Below are 17,165 nucleotides of genomic sequence, written 5' to 3'. Positions count from 1 at the left end.
GTCATGCAGAAAATGGTTTTTAAAAGCCTGATCATAGGCAAGAGAGCTGTAGCAGCGTATAGTATGAATACTCGTATACTTCAAGTTGCAGTACTTTTTAAGGCATTGTTTTAAAACATAGTGACTAGATTCACCCACATATCGCCTAGCTGCATCTCGAACTATTAAGAGTATAAAAAACAAAGAGAAAACTACGATATCGAATTTACGAATTAAAAAGGTTACTTATGACCCAGTTGCGACAAGCGAAATATCGTCAGGACTATCAAGCCCCTGATTACACCATCTCAGAAATTGACCTTGATTTTAATCTCGATCCTGCAAAAACAGTTGTCACGGCAGTGAGCCAAGTCAAACGACTGAATGTGAACTCTTCCACGCTTGAGCTTCACGGTGAAGATTTGCAATTAATCAGTGTTGAAGTAAATGGCCATGCATGGGCTGATTATCAAGAACAAGATAGTAAATTGGTGCTGTCATCGTTGCCTGAATCCTTCACTTTGCGTATTGTTAATGAAATTAGTCCTGAAAAAAATACCGCATTAGAAGGGTTATATGTTTCTGGTGATGCACTGTGTACTCAGTGTGAAGCGGAAGGCTTTCGTCATATCACCTATTATTTAGATCGCCCAGATGTGTTAGCACGTTACACGACTACAATTACCGCAGATCGACAACGCTATCCTTATTTATTATCAAATGGTAACCGCATTGCGGATGGCATATTAGAAGATGGTCGCCATTGGGTAAAATGGCAAGATCCATTCCCAAAACCAAGTTATTTGTTTGCGTTAGTAGCAGGGGATTTTGATGTTCTTAGGGATACCTTTGTTACACGTACTGGCCGCGAAGTGGCGCTTGAACTATTTGTCGATAAAGGCAATCTTGACCGTGCGCCATGGGCTATGCAATCGCTAAAAAATGCCATGAAGTGGGATGAAGAGCGTTTTGGCCTTGAATATGACCTTGATATTTATATGATTGTTGCCGTTGACTTCTTTAATATGGGGGCAATGGAAAACAAAGGTCTAAATGTTTTCAACTCAAAATATGTACTCGCTAAAAGTGAAACAGCGACAGACAAAGATTATTTAAATATTGAATCTGTTATTGGTCATGAATATTTTCATAATTGGACTGGTAACCGTATTACTTGTCGTGATTGGTTCCAATTAAGTCTTAAAGAAGGGTTAACCGTTTTCCGTGATCAAGAGTTTAGTTCCGATTTGGGATCTCGCTCGGTTAATCGGATTAATAACGTTAAAGTGATGCGAGCGGCTCAGTTTGCTGAAGATGCTAGCCCAATGGCTCATCCAATTCGCCCCGAGAAAGTGATCGAAATGAACAACTTCTATACGTTAACGGTATATGAAAAAGGTTCTGAAGTGATCCGCATGATCCACACGCTATTAGGCGAAGAGATGTTCCAAGCAGGGATACAGTTATATGTTCATCGCCATGATGGTAGCGCAGCGACCTGTGATGATTTTGTGCAGGCAATGGAAGATGCCTCGAATGTCGATCTTTCTCTATTCCGTCGTTGGTATAGCCAATCAGGTACGCCAATTCTTACTGTTCGCGATGAATATTTCCCAGAAAAACAGCAATATGTCTTGCATGTCAGTCAGATGACCCCGTCAACCGCGGATCAATCAGAGAAACATCCATTACATATTCCATTAGATATCGAACTGTATGGTGAAGATGGCGAGGTTATTCCATTACAACATCTCGGTAGTCCAGTAAACTCGGTTTTAAATATCACCCAAGAGTCACAAAGTTTTACGTTTGATGAAGTCACAAGTCGTCCCGTGCCTTCTCTGCTACGTGAGTTTTCAGCACCAGTAAAATTGGACTATCCATACAGTGATGAGCAACTGGCATTTTTAATGCAGTACGCCAGCAATGAATTTTCTCGTTGGGATGCCGCTCAGCAATTGATTAGTAATTATGTGAAGATCAATGTCGAGCATTATCAAGCAGGCAAAACACTGATATTGCCTGAGCATGTGATTGATGCGTTTAGAGCTGTTCTACTGAGCGATAATATTGATCCTGCTTTAGCGGCGTTGATTTTAACTTTGCCTTCCGAAAATGAGATGGCGGAGTCTTTCCAAATCATCGACCCAGATGCGATTCATGCTGTTGCTGATTTTATTGCTCACCAATTAGCGGTAGGAATGGCTGATGAGTTTTTAGCGGTTTATCAGTCAATCCAAATTGATGGTTACCGTGTTGATCATCAAGATATTGCTAAACGTGCTTTACGTAATGTGTGCTTGCAATACATTGCGGCAGGGGATGATCAACCACTCGCAGATAAACTTGTCTCTAAACAGTTCTATGGTGCAGATAATATGACAGATTCATTAGCGGCATTGACCGCAGCGAGTGAATCTCAATTGCCATGTTTAGCTGAGTTAATGGCTGAGTTTGATGAACGCTGGCATCATGATGGCTTGGTCATGGATAAATGGTTTACCTTGCAAGGCAGTCGTCCAGCTGCTGATGTGCTGGAAACAGTGCGTAGCCTGTTAAATCACCGCTCTTTCACCATGAGTAACCCAAACCGAGTTCGTTCATTGGTTGGTGCATTTACTTCAGGCAATCCAGCGGCATTCCATGCACTGGATGGTAGTGGTTATCAGTTCTTGTATGAAATCTTAGTCGATCTAAATACGCGTAATCCACAGGTGGCTTCACGACTGATTGAGCCTCTGATCCGTTTGAAGCGTTTTGATGAAAAACGCCAAAACTTGATGCGCAATACTTTAGAACAGCTAAAAGGTCTAGATAATCTTTCTGGTGATCTATTTGAAAAAGTCACTAAAGCGCTTGAGAGCTAAAGTCGTTTAATTGCGCGCTGATATCAAACACCCCTGAGAAATTTCTCAGGGGTGTTTTCTTTTTAATCAATTCGATAATGTTGAGATGAAGATCAAGGGTATGTGGCGATTCGATTGCTTAATTCATAATAAATTGATCTTTTCATAGATTAAACAGGCTTAGATAGGGTAATCTATGTCGCGTTTTATCGGATGAAAATGTATCCCTGTTAAAATAGCCTCGGCAAATTAAATTTTGGCGGGTGTTTTGACGCGCGGAGCATTGTGTCTTTAATCGCTAATAGGTTATCAGATATGCTATATCACCTTGCCCGCAAGGCTCTATTCCAGTTTGATCCAGAAAAAGCCCATGAACTGACTTTTCGCCAGCTTCAGCGTTTGAATAATTCCCCTTTTAAATGTCTTCTGCGCCAATCTGTCGCAACTAAACCCGTTCAATGTATGGGGCTTTCATTTAAAAACCCACTTGGGTTAGCCGCCGGTTTAGATAAAGATGGTGAGTGCATTGATGCTTTTGGTGCCATGGGTTTTGGTTTTGTTGAGATTGGCACTGTGACGCCTCGTCCTCAATCAGGTAATGATAAACCTCGATTATTCAGGCTTGTAGAGGCTGAAGGGTTGATCAACCGTATGGGATTTAATAATAAGGGTGTAGATAACCTTGTTGAGAATGTTAAAAAATCAACTTACGGTGGCGTAATTGGAATTAATATTGGTAAGAATAAAGATACGCCAGTTGAACAAGGAAAAGATGATTATTTAATTTGCATGGATAAGGTTTATAGCCATGCAGGTTACATCGCAATTAATATTTCATCGCCGAATACACCGGGTTTACGTACATTACAATATGGTGAAGCATTAGATGATTTATTAAGTGGAATTAAGCAAAAGCAATTGGAATTACAATCAAAATACCAAAAATATGTTCCTGTTGCAGTCAAAGTTGCACCTGATTTAACCGAAGAAGAAATAATACAAGTGACCGACAGTTTGGTTCGCCATAATATTGATGGTGTTATCGCGACAAATACCACTTTAGACCGTTCTTTAGTGCAAGGGTTAAATCATTGCAACGAGGCGGGGGGATTAAGTGGGCGTCCAGTGCAGCTTAAAAGCACCGAAGTGATCCGGATAATTTCTCGTGAGTTAAATGGTCAATTACCAATTATTGGTGTGGGTGGAATTGATTCATTAACTTCAGCCAGAGAAAAAATGGAAGCAGGGGCTTCATTAATCCAAATTTATTCAGGTTTTATATATAATGGGCCAAAATTAATAAAAGATATTGTGAACCATATATAGTTAACTGTAAATTTACCTAAAGGGGGCTTTATTTGTGCCCCCTTTTCTTTTATATTGATATAGAGTCGATATTTTATACTCACAATAGTTCAAGTTAGGGTATGGCAAGTTAGATTTAGAATAGTAGTATTAAGTATACGTTGAAGACGCTTGATAACATTCATAGCCTCTATGTTTCAACATACCATTATTTATGTTTAGCTGTACCTCAAATTATTTAGAGTATATGCAGTTATAAAATATTTTTTACTGATACATCAAAAAAAGGGTTCGTATATGAAAATAAAACCCGATGATCACTGGCGGTGGTATTTTGATCATGACCATGATCGGGTGATGTTAGATCTCGCCAATGGCATGATATTTCGCTCATGTTTTCCAGCAAAAATGTTAACTGCGTTTGCGCGTACTGAAATGCCTTTTAGTATTGAGGATGCTGGTGAATTTTATATATTCGATGAGCAAGCGAAAAGGCTAAATCTGTCAAATGAAGAACGAGCAGAATTAGTTTTAAATAGCTTGGTCGCCTTTCGCTTTTTAAAACCACAAATGCCAAAGAGTTGGTATTTTTCGTCCTATCATGACATCACTGAGCCTACTCAAGGTCAACTTATTCAAGTCTGTTTAGAAAACACCAGCAATATTGCCACTTTTATTATTGCTGAAGCAGGCGCATCGGCGAGTTTATGTTTACTTGCAGAGTCACAATTAGAATTACCAGATCGCACATTACGCTTTTGTGATCCAATTAAGATCATGAACGATCGCATGATGCAATATAAACGTAAGTCTAGCGGGCTAGTTTATGGCAAAGTAATGTAATAGATCACTCATGATCGAATTGTATTTTTTTAGATTTTATAAGATCAATAAAACCATCATTAAAATAATAATTAATTTATGATGGTTCTTGGATTTATTTTAAAGATAATTTAATTGCACTTTTGGGGACACAACTGCATGCTAATATATAGCCATTATCTTTAATTGCACTTTGTTTTAACGGTGTCACTTCACCTTCAATGAGTTTTATTTGGCATTTACCACAAATTCCTGCGCGACATGAATAAGGTAGCGATACTCCTTTTGATTCGAGCTGCTCAAGGATAACTTCTTGATTATTTCCTTCATATTCTTGATGCTCAAAAGTTACTGTTACCGTACTTAGCGGTGTTGCCGCTACAGGATCTGCATCAGTTTCTCTTTGCCTCGGTATATATTGATTGGGTTGTTTTGTCTCAAGTACCGTCACCTTATCGCCAACACGTATAACCCCCGTATTATTGATAATCACATTCTGCCCAAAATCAACATCGCCATTTTCTTGAGTACGAAAGGTTTGCAAAGTGGCTAATGGTTCACTATTTGGGTGTTTGATGCCTTTTTCTGGACTAACGGTTGTTAGAATACAACGACTACATGAACGATCTAAGGTAAACACAACGTCACCGATCTGGATTGTTTTCCATGTATCTTCTTCGAAAGGCTTGGCTCCCGTGATGATCAAATTACCGCGAAATTGCTCTAGTTTGACACTGGCGGGGCAACGTCTCTGTAATTCTTGCACTGAAGCTTCATTGATCAATAAAAATGGATAGCCATCAGCAAAAGACATTGGCACTTCAGGCATAGTTTTAACACGACGTGATAGTTGAGGGCTTAACCAGCGAAGTTGTACGGGCTCATCAAAGTAGCCACTTAACCAAGTATTAATGGCTTCTGGGGCTATCAGTGCATGAAAATGATTGCCCCAAACTTCAGTTGGGCTCTGATTCTGATCAAAGTCCTGATACAATACCGTCACACTTTCACCATCTGGCGCTTTGAGATACAGACCATTATTTAACATTGCTGGTGTAAATAGTAACATTTGCGGGTATTTTCTTGCGGTGATGAATTTACCTTCAGGTGTTGTTACCATAAAATTACGGTCAAATATTAGCCCGCTAGTATCTGCGTAGGCATGGGATAGACGGATCCCTCTCATAGACTTGACTGGGTGTGTATAAAGGCGCGAAAGCGTTATCATTTTTTAATCCTTATAATTGTTGCTGAGCAACTTTATGACAAGTGCATAAGATTAGCTATAATGCGCAACAATTTTTCATCCAAATTGGTAAAAAATACTATGAATTCTCTGTTTGCCAGCACAGCTCGTGGCCTAGAAGAACTACTGAAATCTGAATTAGAGGCTCTGGGCGCTAGCCAGTGCAAAATTGCACAAGGGGGCGTTCATTTTCAGGCTGATGAACGGGTGATGTATCAGAGCCTGCTGTGGAGCAGGCTGGCATCCCGTATCTTATTACCATTGAATGAGTTTGATGTTTATAGCGACTTAGATCTGTACCTAGGTGTGCAGGCTATCGATTGGACAGAAATTTTTTCTGTCGATGATACTTTTTCAGTTCATTTTAGCGGAACCAACGAAGAAATTCGTAATAGCCAATATGGGGCATTAAAAGTCAAAGACGCGATTGTCGATTGTTTTGTTCGCAAAATTGATCAGCGTCCTGATGTGGCGCGTCAGCAACCCGATATTCGTGTGAACGTTTATTTAAATAAAGAAAAAGCTAGCGTTGCACTCGATCTTAGCGGTGATTCATTACATATTCGTGGTTATCGTGATCTAGCGGGGCAAGCGCCATTAAAAGAAAACTTAGCCGCGGCGATTATTAACCGTTCGGGTTGGCAAAAAGGCACACCATTGGTCGATCCTATGTGTGGTTCAGGAACATTAGTGATTGAAGCGGCAATGATAGCGGCTGATAGGGCTCCGGGTCTACATCGCGAGCACTGGGGGTTCTATGCATGGTCAAAATATAATCCTGAACTTTGGCGCGAGCTGACCACTGAGGCACAAGTCCGTTTTCGCCAAGGCTTGAAAGAAACCACTTCACGTTTTTATGGTTTTGATATAGATAAGCGTGTTCTCGATATGGCACGTGCTAACGCACGTAGAGCTGGTGTACAGGAGCTGGTTAGCTTTAATCAAGGTGATGCAGCAATGCTGGAAAACCCAGTCACAGCGGAAGTAACAGGGACCATTCTTAGCAATCCACCTTATGGTGAGCGCTTAGAAAGTGAGCCAGCACTGATTGCTTTACATAGCCAATTAGGCAGAGTTGTTAAAGCGCGTTTTCCGGGGTGGCGTTTATCTATCTTTAGTGCTTCACCTGAATTATTAAGCTGCTTACAATTACGTTCTGAACGCGAATTTAAAGCGAAAAATGGTCCGTTGGATTGCGTACAAAAAAATTACCTATTAGCTGAAACACCATCAGATACTGTCGGTGAAATCTCACCCGATTTTGCCAATAGGCTACGTAAAAACCATAAAAAACTGAGTAAATGGGCAAAACAGCAAGGTATTGACTGCTATCGCGTTTACGATGCTGACTTACCTGAATATAACGTTGCCGTTGATATTTATGGTGAGAAAGTGGTGGTTCAGGAATATGCTCCACCCAAAACAGTGGACGAACGCAAAGCACGCCAGCGCCTATTTGATGTGATCACCGCAACGATGAATGTGTTACAACTTTCATCGAACCAATTGATTTTAAAAACACGTCAGCGTCAAAAGGGTAAACAACAATATGAAAAATTGGCTCAGAAAGATGATTTCTTTTTAGTCAATGAATATAACGCAAAAATGTTGGTTAACCTGACAGACTACTTGGATACAGGGCTGTTTTTGGATCATCGCATTGCTCGTCGTATGTTAGGGCAAATGAGTCACGGTAAGGACTTCTTAAACTTATTCTGTTACACAGGATCTGCGACGGTACATACAGGGCTCGGTGGTGCGAAGAGTACCACTTCTGTTGATATGTCACGTACCTACTTAGAATGGGCTGAGAAGAACTTACAGGCGAATGGGTTAACGGGACGTCAGCATCGATTGATCCAAGCTGATTGTTTGAATTGGTTAGCGAATAGCAATGAGCAGTTTGATCTGATTTTCATTGATCCACCAACGTTTTCTAATTCAAAACGTATGGAGGGTACTTTTGATGTACAGCGTGACCATATTCAGTTGATCACACATTTAAAACGTTTGTTACGTAAAGGGGGAACTGTCATGTTTTCCAATAACAAGCGTGGTTTTAAAATGGATCTCGCAGCACTCACTGAGTTAGGGCTACAAGCAGAAGAAATTACCGCCAAAACTCGCTCAGAAGATTTTGCTCGAAACCGTCAGATTCATAACTGCTGGTTAATTCGCCATGCAGCGTAAAGGATAATATCAATGGCTTTAATTAATTTATCAGGTGCATACCTTGCGTTTAGCGATGCGCCTTTGTTGGATAACACTGAACTTCATATTGAAGAAAACGAACGCGTTTGTTTAGTGGGTCGTAATGGTGCAGGTAAATCGACGCTAATGCGAGTGTTGACGAAAGAGCAGCCATTGGATGATGGACAACTTCTTTATCAACAAGATTTGATTGTGGCACGCTTACAGCAAGACCCTCCTCGTAACGTTGAAGGGACTATTTTTGACTTTGTCGCTGAAGGTGTTGCAGAGCAAGCGGGTTACCTTAAAGACTACCATCATGTTTCTAAATTGGTTGAAGAAGATCCAAGCGAAAAGAATTTAAATAAACTGGCTGAATTGCAAGATGTGCTTGATAACCTAAATCTATGGTTATTGGACGCGCGTATTAGCGACGTGTTAAAAAAGCTTGATCTACCTGCGGATGCACAGCTTTCTTCATTATCAGGAGGCTGGTTGCGTAAAGCAGCGTTAGGCCGTGCTTTAGTCAGTAACCCACGCGTATTATTCCTTGATGAGCCGACTAACCACTTGGATATCGAAACCATTTTATGGTTAGAAAACTTTTTGAAAGATTTCCAAGGTAGTATTGTTTTTATTTCCCATGACCGCTCATTTATTCGCAATATGGCAACACGTATTGTTGACCTTGACCGAGGAAAGCTGATGTCTTGGCCGGGTAACTACGACAATTATCTGATTGCGAAAGAAGAAGCACTGCGTGTTGAAGAGATGCAAAATGCAGAATTCGATCGTAAGTTAGCTCAAGAAGAAGCGTGGATCCGTCAAGGTATTAAAGCAAGACGTACGCGCAATGAAGGCCGTGTTCGTGCGTTAAAAGCATTGCGTGTTGAGCGTTCAGAGCGTCGAGAAGTATTAGGCAGCGCCAAAATGCAGGTAGAAGAAGCGGCTCGTTCAGGCAAAATTGTTTTTGAACTAGAAAACGTTAACTACCAAATTAATGATAAAGTGCTAGTTAAAGACTTTAGTGCACAAGTTTTGCGCGGTGACAAAATTGCATTAGTCGGGCCAAATGGTTGTGGTAAAACCACGTTACTCAAGCTGATGTTAGGTGATTTAAAGGCGAGTAGCGGTAGAGTGCATTGCGGAACTAAATTAGAGGTTGCTTATTTTGACCAACATCGCGCGGCGCTCGATCCTGATAAGACGGTGATGGATAACCTTGCGGAAGGTAAGCAAGAGGTGATGGTAAATGGTAAACCTCGCCATGTACTCGGTTATCTGCAAGACTTTATGTTCCCACCAAAAAGAGCCATGACCCCAGTTCGCGCATTGTCAGGTGGAGAACGTAATAGGTTATTGTTGGCTCGATTATTTTTAAAGCCAAGTAACTTACTTATTCTTGATGAACCGACCAACGACCTTGATGTTGAGACACTAGAGCTACTCGAAGAGTTGGTGGATAGCTATCAAGGTACTGTTTTATTAGTTAGCCATGACCGTGAGTTTGTTGATAATAGCGTCACAGAATGCTGGATTTTTGAAGGCAATGGTGTGATCAACCGCTATGCAGGGGGGTATTTTGATGCCCAGCAACAAAAAGCACAAACCGTTAGTTTGAAAAATTTACAACCAAGTAAAATAGCGGACGAAGAGAAATTGCCGAAAGGAAAAGAACCTTCAAAGCGAAATAATAAGATAAGCTATCATTTACTACGTGAACTAGAACAATTACCATCGAAGCTGGAACAACTTGAAGGTGAAATTGAAGCACTGCAAAATTTGGTTGGTGATGCAGACTTCTTTAATCAGCCTCATGATGTGACCGAAAAAACCTTGAGTGCATTGGCTCAAAAAGAGCAAGAGTTAGAACAAGCATTCGACCGTTGGCAAGAGCTGGAACTATTAAAGAACGGATAGTTCTCACACTAGGAAATAAAAGGGGCGGATCACCTTGTGCTCTCATGAGTCTCACGAACATGTGTTATGTACACAGTGTGACATGCTTGTTGCGGTGCCTGAATTAGAACAGGGCACCAAAGCAACCTGTCCACGTTGCCATACGACGCTTGTTTCAAAGTGGCGATATCCGTATAAGCAACCTGCTGCATATGCATTTAGCGCATTAATAATGCTGCTGATTGCTTGCCTGTTCCCATTTGTCAAAATGGGGGCGGCAGGTATTGAAAATGAAATCTCACTTTTTCAGATTATTGAGATCATCTCTACCACTCGTTATAGCGGGTTAGCGTTATTTTTCTTATTCTTTTCATTAGTGATCCCTGCGTTTTGTATGGTAACTATCATACTGCTAGGGCTCCAAGTACACATCCCTAAGGGTCTCAAAGTTGGGATGAGCCGCATATTGTTCCAAATGAAATCATGGTGCATGGCGGAAATCTTTTTAGCGGGTGTATTAGTTAGCTTTGTTAAATTGATTGCTTATGGTGATATCGGTGTTGGATTGAGTTTTTTGCCATATTGTTTATTTTGTATGCTGCAAGTTAGGGCATTTCAATGTCTTGATAGGCACTGGTTATGGAATAAAATTGAAGCAGCCCCAAAACTGAACCAAAAACTTGAAGTAGGCAAAACAGGTATTAGCCAAAATTTAAGACTTTGTTTGGTTTGTACTGCTATTTTACCTGCTGAACAATCGCAATGCCCGCGCTGTCATGCTCGAGGCCACGTACGTAGACATCAGAGCATACAGTGGACAGTTGCTCTGTTGTTGACTTCATTCCTCCTTTATATCCCTGCAAATGTGTTACCCGTTATGACAACACATATGTTAGGCAGTGATATGGATTCTACTATTATGGACGGGGTGATTTTATTGTGGAGTGATGGTTCATATCCTGTCGCATTAATTATTTTTATTGCCAGTATTATGGTTCCATCGCTCAAAATGATCGGCATTGCATGGTTATGCCTTGATTCACAAGGCTACGGTAATCGAGACCCACATCGTATGCATTTTATTTACGAACTCGTGGAATATGTGGGGCGCTGGTCAATGATTGACGTTTTTGTGATTACCATTTTGGCCGCATTGGTTCAAATGGGCCAATTGATGAGTATAGTCCCTGCACAGGGCGTTATTTTCTTCGGTGTCGTCGTTATTTTAACGATGTTTGCTGCGATGACCTTTGATCCTCGATTGACATGGGATCGCTGCGAAAAGAAAAATGCGGTAAAAGCTGTTGAACAAGAAGGAGCCATTGGGTGAGTGAACATGAAGCACCACAGGCGAATGCCAAAGTCAGTAAACTGAAAAGTTGGTCACCTGTTTGGGTGATCCCCATTGTCACTGTATTAATCGGTGCGTGGATCCTTTTTTATCACTTTAGCCATCAAGGGCCTGAAGTTACGTTAATTACCTCTAATGCGGAAGGCATTGAAGCAGGTAAAACTAAAATTAAGAGCCGCAGTGTGGATATCGGTATTGTTGAAAGCGTGACGCTAGATGACAATTTTAGCCGAGTGGTGATCAAAGCACGCCTCAATAGTGATATGAAAGATTTGCTGCGTACAGACTCTGCTTTCTGGATTGTTAAACCAACGATTGGCCGTGAAGGTGTATCAGGGCTGGGAACCTTGCTTTCAGGGGTTTTCATTGAGTTACAACCGGGAAATGCGACAAAAGAGCACAGTGAGTTTACCTTATTAGATGCTCCACCTTTGGCGTCTCCTGATGCTAAGGGGATCCGTGTCGTATTAGTGAGCGATAGGGCTGGGCAACTAAATGCAGGTGATCCTGTATTATTTAGAGGCTATCGCGTTGGTTCGGTTGAAACGAGCGACTTTGATATGAAAAATCGCGATATGCGTTATCAACTCTTTATCAATGCGCCTTATGACAAATTGATTAGCTCAAATGTCCGCTTTTGGAAAGACAGTGGGATTGCATTTGATATGTCATCACAAGGGATCCACGTTGAGCTAGGTTCAATTACTACGCTATTAACTGGTGGTGTGAGCTTTGACGTTCCGCAAGGTTGGGTTCCAGGTGAAGGGGTTAAAGAAAATACAGAATTTAAACTTTTTGATAATCAAAGTAGTATCCAAAATTCCCTGTATACCGAGTATCAAGACTTTGTCCTGTTCTTCTCGGATTCAGTCCGCGGCCTCCAACCGGGTGCACCAGTCGAGTTCCGTGGGATCCGTTTAGGTACAGTGGCACAAGTTCCGTTTTATACCGAAGGGCTTGATCAGAAGTTAGATAATGACTTCCGTATCCCTGTATTGATCCACATTGAACCAGAACGTTTCGCTAAAGACGTTGGTGCTGATTTCAATCTAAAAAATGAATTGAAATTGGCAATGAAAGATGGGCTACGGGCTTCATTAAAATCAGGGAACTTACTCACTGGTGCGTTATTTGTTGACCTTGATTTCGTACCTAATGTGCCTGAATACAAAGGACCAGATAAGATTGCTGGCTATAAAATTATTCCTACCACTAGCGGTGGCTTAGCGCAAATTCAGCAGAAAGTGATTTCTGTATTGGATAAAGTTAATAGCATGCCAATTGAGCCAATGTTGAATCAAACAACACAAACGTTAGCTGAAGGGCAAAAAACCATTAAAGAAGCGCAGGTCATGCTCTCAGAGCTAAATAAAGTGATGGGTAGCAAAGAATTCCAAAACTTGCCGCAAGATCTGCAAAAGACCTTAAATGAGATGAACCGTGCAATGCAAGGGTTCCAGCCGGGGTCTCCTGCTTATAATAAGATGGTTGATAATATGCAGCGCTTAGATCAGGTTCTAAGAGAAGTTCAGCCATTATTGCGTACTTTGAATAATAAGAGTAATGCATTGGTATTCGAAGCTGAGCCAACGAAAGATCCTGTACCTAAAGGAGTGAAAAAATAATGCGATATTTGGTATCGATATTGGTTTTAATGCTGGCGGCTTGTAGCAGCACCCCTGAAAAAATGTATTACCAATTGCCGGTGAAAGCACCGGCAACACAAGCAGCGGTAATCATGGGGCAGCAAAACCAAGTTTGGTTACAGCGAGTGATGTTAGCGGATGTTTTGACATCGAATGGTATCACTTACCAAACCTCAGATGTGAGCTACAATAATGCCAGTTCTCATTTATGGGCTAGTCCCTTAGAACAGCAACTTGGCCAAACTATGGTAAGTGAACTCTCTTCAGCATTGCCAGGGCGTTTGGTGTCATTACAGCCATTGCAAAATTCGCCAGATATACTGGATATTACGTTAACCAGTTTCAATGGACGTTATGATGGCAAAGTGCTAGTTCAGGGATTCTGGACATTATCGCATGGTAAAGAAGTCGTTCGTCGTAATTTTGATATTCAATTAGAACAAAAAGAAGATGGTTACCCTGAATTAGTCCGCACTTTAGCCAGTGGGTGGCAGCAAGTTGCTGATGAAATAGCGAAAGAGGTTAGCAAATTGTAATCAAGACCTAATGCTATCTTCTGAATCATTTAAGATGTAGCAGTGCGACAAGTGAGCGAGTCGTTGGAAGTCTAATAACAATGTGTGGTGCGGTGAGTATCACCTCTTATACCTCAACGAAAAACGCTGTAACTTGAAGTATGACGAATATAGATAAATACACCTCATGTTTTCATTTAACTGAGGTGTATTTTTTGTCTGATTATTCAACAGGTAACTACTCATATATGAATCTTTTTACAAAAAAATAAAAATTATATTATTAATATCATATAGTTGTCTTTTTTTGAAAGCCTGAGTCACATTTATAACATTTATGACGTTTATATGAAATTCTTTACTTGATTTTCTCGTCGCCCAGCGTTATTTCTATAGTGTACCTAAATGAAATGATCCCCAACAAAACTTCGAGTGCCATTAGCGGTAAGCGAAGCTATCTATAGGACATCAGTAAGGTAACTAAGCATAATTTAACTGCTAGCTCGAAGTCTCAGGGGCATAGGTGCTGTTTTCTTTTCCATTTAATCGATGAGGGAAGTAAGGCATGAAAAGACAGAAACGAGACCGTTTAGAAAGAGCATTATCAAGAGGTTATCAAGCAGGTATTGCAGGACGTTCAAAAGAGTTGTGTCCATATCAAGCAGTGGATGCACGTTCGCATTGGTTGGGAGGTTGGCGTAAAGCCATGGAGGACAGGGCAATTCTTTCTGCATAGTCTTTTTTGAGAGTGCAGAACAACTATACTAACCTGTTAGAAAATCCGATTTAAAAACGGTTTTTTTAATCCCCTTAAACAATTTTTAAACCTCCGCAAAGGCGGAGGTTTTGGCATTGGGCGCTTAATTTGAGTATGAGATTAAAACGCGCTGGTGTCTTTAAATAAGCCAACCTTTAAATCATTAGCGACGTAAATAACTTTACCATCAACTAATACTTCACCATCGGCAAGACCCATAATCAACTTACGATTAATTACTCGTTTAAAATTAATGCGATAAGTGACTTTTTTAGCAGTTGGAAGAACTTGACCTGTGAATTTAACTTCACCTACACCAAGTGCACGGCCTTTGCCTTCACCACCAAGCCAGCCTAGATAGAAGCCAACTAACTGCCACATAGCATCAAGACCTAAGCAACCCGGCATGACAGGGTCATTAACAAAGTGACAGCCAAAGAACCACAAGTCTGGATTGATATCCAGCTCAGCTTCAACATAACCTTTATTAAAGGTGCCGCCATCTTCAGTCATTGTAATGATGCGATCCATCATCAACATATTTCCAGAGGGCAATGGAGGCCCATTCTCACCAAATAATTCGCCTCGTCCGGAAGCTTCTAAGTCAGTTTTTGTGTAGGAACTTCGTTTATCAACCATGTTCTTCTGATAGCCTTAATTATGAGTAAGGGTACAGGATAGCTTACACTTGTACGCTGAACAACTCCGATCTGATATTTTTTTCTTCAGCCGAGCCATTTTAGGAACCAAGGTAGTTTTGGCTTTTCTGGCGAATTTGCTTGGTTTATACGTTCTTGAATTAGAGCTAACAAGTGTACGTTGTCGCCTTCAACTTGTTGCTCAAAATAAGGCTGTCGAGTGAGTAAGGTAATCGCTTGAGCAACATGTTCAACAGGCCAAATATGAAATTGACCTTCTTTAACCGAATTCGTCACAGCTTCATTGGTACACAGATGGCGAACATTTGCCATTGGGATGATCACCCCTTGATTTCCCGTTAGCCCACGTTTAGCACAAATATCATAAAAACCCTCGATCTTCTCATTAACGCCACCAATCGGTTGGACATAACCGAACTGATCAACGGAACCGGTCACCGCAATTTGTTGATCGATAGGCTGAAGTGCTAGTACACTAATGAGAGCACATAGCTCAGCGAGTGAAGCGCTATCACCATCTACCTCACCATATGATTGCTCAAAAACAATTGACGCTGAGAATGGCTGAGGTTGCTCTAATTTTAGCTCATAATTTAAATAGGCTTGCATGATCATCATGCCTTTAGCATGAATATTTCCACCGAGTTCAGCTTTGCGTTCAACATCAATGAATTCACCATCACCTAAATGAGCAACACAGGTGATACGTGAAGGCTCACCTAATGCTTCTGGGTAACCTGGATACTGTAAAACAGATAATCCGTTGATTTGGCCTATGACCTCGCCTTCTGTTTTGATGAAAACTTGCTCTTGTAAGATATCATCTTGAGAGCGTTCAGAAAGGAAACTATGACGCCACAAACGGTTTTCTACGGCTTGAGTAAATGCCTCATGACCCATGATATTATCTGTCTGATAATGGGAGGCATCCGTTAATCTACGTGTTATCCAATGAGTGTCTAAGGGTAAATTAAATTTATCTTCACAAAACCGAGTGGCTTGGTGAATAAGTGCAGGCCAACCATCAGCACTAATCTCAGGAAGCTGATTTGTGACAATAATTGATTTGATGTAACGCATCCATAGCGTCAATTGTTCTTCATCATCAAAGAACATGACAGGCTCATATTCACCGTAAAGAGCGTTATCAAACAGATTTGAATGTGTATATTCAAACTCTTCGAGTTCGAGTCTATCACCAACAATGATCAATTTTAGATCAAGTGGCTGTGACTCAATCTCTATTGGAAGAGGTTGAGTATCCGAAAATGGTAGCCATTCAAGTTGGCGATTCGCAACCATGCTTTGTAATCTCTGCCACATTAGAGGTTGAGAGACTAGCGCCGCCGCCGACAAAATTAATACACCACCATTAACATGGTGTAATAGGCCTGGAATGAGTTGTCTTGATGGGGTAACGTAGCCAAACAATTGCTCAGGTTCGATCCAATGACGGTAAGCGATACTTGTACGGCTTGAAAAGCGTCCATCAAGATCAGAGCACCATTTAAATGTTTGCTCGTTATCGGTAAGCTGATAGTCACCATTAATTGGCGAAAAATGTGTCAGTAAAGGGCTGATTGCTTCGGCAAATGTCTGTAGATAACCTTCACTTTCATCGGACTTGATAAACATAAATCGAGTCCTTGCGTTTTCTTTAATAAAACGCGCAATACTGTCAAACAGTCTTGGTTGGATTTCTGACAAAGTCGTGGGTGTCAGGGTATCTGAGGAGACAAAATTAGCCTGATACGGCATTAAGTCGGGGGTTAGGCCTTGCCATGTTAGTTCTTGACTGATCACTATAATTTTTCTGCTATTAATATGATTATAAGTAAAATGCCTGTCGGTGAGCAGGGCGCGTGTGCCTGAATCCTGTTTGGATATTTTACATTGTTTTCAGGTCAATTTGTTACCCATTGGGCAAGGTTGCTATATTAGCGTTTGAAA

General features: G+C 41.0%; 12 protein-coding genes. 9 read left to right on the top strand and 3 right to left on the bottom strand.

Annotated features, from left to right (window positions below; translation table 11 throughout):
* Positions 1–227 precede the first annotated feature (227 nt).
* From pepN to M1E96_RS14050, 3 genes are all read left to right on the top strand, one after another.
* Complete coding sequence (gene pepN / locus M1E96_RS14060) at positions 228–2,846, top strand: aminopeptidase N (protein ID WP_369427137.1); 2,619 nt, start codon at positions 228–230, stop codon at positions 2,844–2,846.
* Positions 2,847–3,140: 294 nt separating this feature from the next.
* Positions 3,141–4,151, top strand: coding sequence for a quinone-dependent dihydroorotate dehydrogenase (gene pyrD, locus M1E96_RS14055; protein ID WP_140180873.1), 1,011 nt, complete (start codon positions 3,141–3,143; stop codon positions 4,149–4,151).
* Positions 4,152–4,427: 276 nt separating this feature from the next.
* A complete protein-coding gene (locus M1E96_RS14050; protein WP_272580909.1) occupies positions 4,428–4,973 on the top strand; it encodes a cell division protein ZapC in 546 nt (181 codons plus the stop codon).
* 94 nt (positions 4,974–5,067) lie between these two features.
* Here M1E96_RS14050 and M1E96_RS14045 read toward each other — a convergent pair whose 3' ends face one another.
* The gene (locus M1E96_RS14045; RefSeq protein WP_070924874.1) at positions 5,068–6,180 is read right to left on the bottom strand and encodes a YcbX family protein; all 1,113 of its coding nucleotides are present in this window, start codon (positions 6,178–6,180) and stop codon (positions 5,068–5,070) included.
* A 99-nt stretch (positions 6,181–6,279) separates the two neighbouring features.
* Between M1E96_RS14045 and rlmKL the strand changes: the two genes are divergently transcribed.
* The 6 genes from rlmKL to rmf all read left to right on the top strand — a co-directional run bounded on the left by rlmKL (position 6,280) and on the right by rmf (position 14,535).
* Positions 6,280–8,388, top strand: a complete 2,109-nt coding sequence (rlmKL, locus tag M1E96_RS14040; RefSeq protein WP_369427136.1) for a bifunctional 23S rRNA (guanine(2069)-N(7))-methyltransferase RlmK/23S rRNA (guanine(2445)-N(2))-methyltransferase RlmL — start codon at positions 6,280–6,282, stop codon at positions 8,386–8,388.
* A gap of 12 nt (positions 8,389–8,400) precedes the next feature.
* Entirely contained in the window at positions 8,401–10,308 is a 1,908-nt protein-coding gene (locus tag M1E96_RS14035) for an ABC transporter ATP-binding protein (protein ID WP_272580907.1), read from the top strand.
* A 34-nt stretch (positions 10,309–10,342) separates the two neighbouring features.
* Positions 10,343–11,617, top strand: a complete 1,275-nt coding sequence (gene pqiA, locus M1E96_RS14030) for a membrane integrity-associated transporter subunit PqiA (RefSeq protein ID WP_140180697.1) — start codon at positions 10,343–10,345, stop codon at positions 11,615–11,617.
* On the top strand, positions 11,614–13,263 hold the full coding sequence (gene pqiB / locus M1E96_RS14025) for an intermembrane transport protein PqiB (RefSeq protein ID WP_140180695.1): 1,650 nt from the start codon (positions 11,614–11,616) through the stop codon (positions 13,261–13,263). Before pqiA ends, pqiB begins: the two co-directional genes overlap by 4 nt.
* Complete coding sequence (pqiC, locus tag M1E96_RS14020) at positions 13,263–13,820, top strand: membrane integrity-associated transporter subunit PqiC (protein ID WP_070924871.1); 558 nt, start codon at positions 13,263–13,265, stop codon at positions 13,818–13,820. The genes pqiB and pqiC overlap by 1 nt, the downstream gene beginning before the upstream one ends.
* A gap of 544 nt (positions 13,821–14,364) precedes the next feature.
* Positions 14,365–14,535 (top strand): ribosome modulation factor, encoded by a 171-nt coding sequence (gene rmf, locus M1E96_RS14015; RefSeq protein ID WP_070924870.1) that lies wholly within the window; start codon positions 14,365–14,367, stop codon positions 14,533–14,535.
* A 141-nt stretch (positions 14,536–14,676) separates the two neighbouring features.
* Here rmf and fabA read toward each other — a convergent pair whose 3' ends face one another.
* Entirely contained in the window at positions 14,677–15,195 is a 519-nt protein-coding gene (gene fabA, locus M1E96_RS14010) for a bifunctional 3-hydroxydecanoyl-ACP dehydratase/trans-2-decenoyl-ACP isomerase (protein ID WP_070924869.1), read from the bottom strand.
* 86 nt (positions 15,196–15,281) lie between these two features.
* Positions 15,282–17,018, bottom strand: coding sequence for an AAA family ATPase (locus M1E96_RS14005; protein WP_369427135.1), 1,737 nt, complete (start codon positions 17,016–17,018; stop codon positions 15,282–15,284).
* Positions 17,019–17,165: the final 147 nt, after the last annotated feature.

It is taken from the genome of Providencia sp. PROV236 (assembly GCF_033676985.1).
Classification (GTDB): Bacteria; Pseudomonadota; Gammaproteobacteria; order Enterobacterales; family Enterobacteriaceae; genus Providencia; species Providencia manganoxydans.
Note: the sequence above shows the minus strand (reverse complement) of the source record. Positions and strands in the feature narration are given on the sequence as shown.